Genomic DNA, 4,674 nt, shown 5'->3' with positions numbered 1-4,674 from the left:
GTTTTTTTGAACGCTAGTTATGAAGCAAACTATGCGCCATTTAAATATTAAAATGACAGTCTAACCTTATTAAGTAGGTGTTCCCATTAATACTTTGATTTCCTTAGATAATAGGGTTCTGTTGCAAAGTTTTAAATAAAGAATAAAATCCCTTACGGTATCTATGATTTAGGCTGTTATTCCCATTAATACCTTGATTTCAGTAGACACCGAAAAGCCGAAGAGAGTGCCTTCTTTTCGGGTTTTCTTATATAATCCTCGAATGGCTTCCATGCCCTTAATCGTGGTAGAGGCAGTGCGTAAACTTCGATAGAATTTATTGCGTCTCTTTACTGGACGATGGTCTTGTTCAATCAAATTATTCAGGTATTTAATGGTACGATGTTCTGTCCCTTGATAAAAGCCGTATTCTTTTAGTTTCTTAAAGGCACTTGTAATAGAGGGGGCTTTATCTGTGACTACAACCTTCGGTTCATCAAACTGCTTCACTAACCGCTTAAGAAAAGCATAGGCTGCTTGTGTGTCCCGTTTTTTACGTAACCAAATATCCAAGGTTAAACCATCTGCATCGATGGCTCGATACAAATAATGCCATTTTCCTTTAATTTTGATGTACGTTTCATCCATTTTCCATGAATAAAAGGATTTTTTATTTTTCTTTTTCCAAATTTGATAGAGTAGTTTGCCATATTCTTGCACCCAACGATAAATCGTCGTATGAGAAACGTTAATGCCACGATCATATAAGATTTCTTGAACATCACGATAGCTAAGGTTATAACGAAGATAGTAGCCCACGGCTACAATAATCACATCCTGCTGAAATTGCTTTTCTTTAAAATGATTCATCGTCATTCCTCCTGCTATCTTTTTCTATTATTCTACCTTATTTGATAGTAGATTTAAAACTTTGCAACAGAACCCTATATTCGTTACAATGGTTATGGGAAGTTTTTCAAAAGGTTAAGAAAAGCTTACGGGGGTTTTTGAAATCAAAAAGTAGTAGGGGACGATAAAATGAAACATACACACAAAATCATATTGGCTGTCACTTCTGTATGCACTGTTATTATTCTAGGTGTAAGTATCTTTTTTGTTACACAAGCAGTAACAAACAATAAATTAGAAAACACTAGTCAAACAACTCAACACTCAAGCAGCAGCTCAAAACCTGTTGAAGATAAACAAACGACGAAACAGCTTGATCAAGCAAAACAGCTTGCTGCAAGTTATCATTATGATGAAGCCATCGCCTTACTTGAAAAAGACGACGCCAAAGAAGCGCAACAATTGTTAGCAACTTTGAAAAAAGAAAAAGAATCCTTGGTAAAATGGGAAGACCCGACCAAAATCTCACACGTCTTCTTTCATAGTCTGATTGTTGATCCAGCTAAGGCTTTTCATACCCAGCAAGCACAAGGGTATAAAGATTATATGGTCACTATTTCCGAATTCAATAAAACCATTGATCAGTTATATAAAAATAACTATGTTCTTGTTAATCTAAATGGATTAGTCAAAAAAGGAACAGATGGAAAACTGACCTTTACAGGTGTTTCTCTTCCAGAAGGAAAGAAACCGTTAATTCTTTCGCAAGACGATGTCAGCTATTATGAATACATGGACAATTCAGGATTTCCAAGTAAGTTGATTGTCGATAAACAGAACCAAATCAAGAATATTTATATCGACAATAAGAAGGAAACTGTTGGTGACTATGATATGGTTCCATTGATCGATTCATTCATTAAAAAACATCCCGATTTTTCTTATCAAGGCGCCAAAGGAACATTAGCTTTAACAGGCTATAATGGTGTATTAGGTTACCGTACATCAAAATCAGAATATGGTGATAACGAAAAAACAAACAAAGAAATCGAAGCAGCCAAAAAAGTTGCTGATCAATTAAAGAAAGATGGTTGGAGTTTTGCTTCTCATACTTGGGGACACTTGAATATGACACAAGCTTCTTTAGCCGATATCCAACAAGATAATGAACGTTGGCAAAATGAAGTTGCACCTATTTTAGGCAAAACAAATATTTTGATCTACCCATTTGGCGCTGACATCAGCGATTGGCAACCTTATTCTGAAGCAAATCAAAAATTTGCTTACTTGAAACAACAAGGATTTGATATCTTCTGCAATGTCGATGCCTCAACTCCTGCATGGGGACAACTAGGAACTGACTACTACCGTAACGCCAGAATCAATATTGACGGTATCCGTTTCGAAGCTGACCTAAAAGGAGAAAATCCAATACTTGATCAATTTATCAACGTCAAAGAAGTGTATGACCAAAAAGATCGAGGATAGAGGTTGTGAAAGAAGCGTCCAGCTCCGCCGACAATAAGTAGGAATTAACTATCTAGGAACGCATACCATGCGTAAAACAGGCGCTTATAAGGTCTATACCCAGTCAAACTATAATATTGGTTTAGTGATGCATTTATTAAACCATTCAAGTGAAGCCATGACCTTAACGTATCTTGGATTAGATCAAGCTAGTCGAGAAACGATGTTAGACCAAATTGATTTTGGGTAATGAATGTTTAGAACTTAGTAGTCGTCCAAAAACGACTACTTTTTTTGTTGAATCGTCCTTGGACGATTCGATGCTTTTGACTTGTAAGAACAGGATTGAATGAAGCCATACTGTTCGCATATTTTTAGTGGATGAACAAACAAAATACGAGAGATTTTTTGTTCGTTCATCCAAAAAGAGGGACGATTTCGGAAGAAGAAAATCGTCCCTCTTTTTCTTCTTTTTGTATGACAAAAAGAAAGATCTTTTGCCCATTTTATTTTTATAAAATGGGTAGGTGGCGTTTGCGTAAAGCAAATCGACACAATCCAAAGGGGATAAAAGGGGAAAGTGAAACTTCCCCCTTTTCAAGCCACATTGTAATACAAGAACGAAGTAATTTGTATTACAATGTGATAGCTTACAGCAGTATTTATGGGTTTATATTTGCTATTTTGTTGTGAGGATTGTAACCGAATAGGGCGCAATGCTTATTACAAAATCAATGACAAAGGGCGATTGAGGAATGAGCGCTGGGGCATTTTATCTTTGAGGAGGCTATTTATGGATCAGAAAGAAGTATCACAAAATCAAACAAAGTACATTCAATTTAGATTATCTGAAGAACAATACAATAAGCTGAAAATTTCAGGAGAAACATATGGACTCTCTCCGAATCTTTATGCGAAAAAATTAGCACAAAAATCTCATTTAAAAAAACCTTATCTCGAACATGACCAAGCGAAATCTTTATTATTAGAACTCTCAAAACAAGGAACCAATTTAAATCAAATCGCCAAGAAACTCAATCAATTCGATCGGATGGACAACCAAGATAAAGAGCTGATCGTGGCTTTACGCTATACATACGGAGTACTCGCTCAAGCTCAAAAGGGGTATCAAGAGTTATGGCAACAATTGCAAAAATAAGCAATGGCGCAAGTGCAGCGAGCGCCCTTAATTATGCTTTAGGGCAAGACAGACCCATGCATGAAAAAACTGAACAGTGGCTACAAGACCATCAATTGGAACGTCCTGTGGAGCTGACAAATTGTCGGGCAGTTGCCGTGGGTGGAACCAACGGGATTGATCCCTTTATCGCCAAAGAACAATTTGATGTCATTCGACAACTTCATAACCAAACCAAAGAATCCAATCAAGTCTTGCGTATTACCCAATCTTTCGCCTTAGATGAACTGAATCCGAAAGTTCAAAAAGACTGGCAAAAAGCCAATGATTTAGGCGTTGAATTAGCAGAAAATCTCTATCCTAACCATCAAAGTGCTGTGTATACGCATTTAGACGGAAAAAATCACGTCTTACACAACCACATCATTGTCAATAAGCTCAATTTAGAGACAGGCAATAAATTAAGAGAACAAAAAGGAGAAAGCGTTCAACGAGCACGAGAAATGAATGATCGACTCGCTTCTCGAGAGAACTGGCACATTTTAGAGCCACCAAATGAGCGCCAAACAGAGACAGAAAAAGAACTAATCGCCAAAAATGAGTATTCTTACATGGATGATTTGAGAGAAAGAATCAATAAATCGCTTCAAGATGTCTCTGTGAGCTCATACGAAGCGTTTAACGAACGATTATCTGACAATGGGGTAATTCTATCAGAAAGAGGCCAAACGTTCTCATATGCCTTTTTAGACGCCAATAACAAGCAAAGACGAGCACGAGAGACCCGATTGGGTTCTGATTTTGGAAGGGAGACCATTTTACATGAGTTGGAAAACCGAGCAAGACAAAACGAATTTAGAGCTGTTGAACAACGAGAACCAGCGATTACTCCGCTTGAGCGAGACACTCAACAAAGAGAATCAGAAATTGTTAGCCTTGAACAAGCAATTGAACCAAGAAAATCAGAAGCTCTCAAGCGAGAATCAAAAATTAATCGATTTATTGACACAATCAAACAGCTTGCAGGACGAGTACCAGAACTTACTCAACGCGTTACAAGAAAATTAAAGCAAACAAAAGAGAAAATCCTCGATGATTTTGAACGTCGCTTTTCAAAAGACATGAAAAATTACGAGCAAGAACAACAGAAAATCCCGAAAAAAGTCGCGGCGGATGTCGATCTGGCCCGCTCCCGGTCGACGCGTCAGTGAGGGCCGGGAGGGACCCGGCCCGCCAGGACG

General features: G+C 37.7%; 5 protein-coding genes. 4 read left to right on the top strand and 1 reads right to left on the bottom strand.

The window, feature by feature from the left end; genetic code table 11:
• Window positions 1-168: 168 nt before the first annotated feature.
• A complete protein-coding gene (locus ABT299_RS52240; protein WP_500255421.1) occupies window positions 169-849 on the bottom strand; it encodes an IS6 family transposase in 681 nt (226 codons plus the stop codon).
• Between the two features lie 168 nt (window positions 850-1,017).
• Between ABT299_RS52240 and ABT299_RS52235 the strand changes: the two genes are divergently transcribed.
• The 4 genes from ABT299_RS52235 (at window position 1,018) to ABT299_RS52220 (ending at window position 4,644) form a co-directional block, all read left to right on the top strand.
• The gene (locus tag ABT299_RS52235; RefSeq protein WP_014017385.1) at window positions 1,018-2,316 is read left to right on the top strand and encodes a polysaccharide deacetylase family protein; all 1,299 of its coding nucleotides are present in this window, start codon (window positions 1,018-1,020) and stop codon (window positions 2,314-2,316) included.
• Window positions 2,317-2,676: 360 nt separating this feature from the next.
• Complete coding sequence (locus ABT299_RS52230) at window positions 2,677-2,988, top strand: hypothetical protein (protein ID WP_350977985.1); 312 nt, start codon at window positions 2,677-2,679, stop codon at window positions 2,986-2,988.
• Window positions 2,989-3,088: 100 nt separating this feature from the next.
• On the top strand, window positions 3,089-3,454 hold the full coding sequence (locus ABT299_RS52225; protein WP_032398722.1) for a plasmid mobilization protein: 366 nt from the start codon (window positions 3,089-3,091) through the stop codon (window positions 3,452-3,454).
• On the top strand, window positions 3,433-4,644 hold the full coding sequence (locus tag ABT299_RS52220; protein WP_500255420.1) for a relaxase/mobilization nuclease domain-containing protein: 1,212 nt from the start codon (window positions 3,433-3,435) through the stop codon (window positions 4,642-4,644). The genes ABT299_RS52225 and ABT299_RS52220 overlap by 22 nt, the downstream gene beginning before the upstream one ends.
• Window positions 4,645-4,674: the final 30 nt, after the last annotated feature.

This window comes from Spirillospora sp. NPDC000708 (assembly GCF_040299565.1).
Lineage (GTDB): Bacteria > Actinomycetota > Actinomycetes > Streptosporangiales > Streptosporangiaceae > Spirillospora.
This window is presented reverse-complemented; position numbering and strand designations above follow the sequence as displayed.

Bases quoted from the DNA above. Each gene is read 5' to 3' on its own strand.
- ABT299_RS52230 (WP_350977985.1), top strand. From the start codon at position 2,677: ATGAACAAACAAAATACGAGAGATTTTTTGTTCGTTCATCCAAAAAGA.
- ABT299_RS52220 (WP_500255420.1), top strand. From the start codon at position 3,433: ATGGCAACAATTGCAAAAATAAGCAATGGCGCAAGTGCAGCGAGCGCC.
- ABT299_RS52240 (WP_500255421.1), bottom strand. From the start codon at position 849: ATGAATCATTTTAAAGAAAAGCAATTTCAGCAGGATGTGATTATTGTA.
- ABT299_RS52225 (WP_032398722.1), top strand. From the start codon at position 3,089: ATGGATCAGAAAGAAGTATCACAAAATCAAACAAAGTACATTCAATTT.
- ABT299_RS52235 (WP_014017385.1), top strand. From the start codon at position 1,018: ATGAAACATACACACAAAATCATATTGGCTGTCACTTCTGTATGCACT.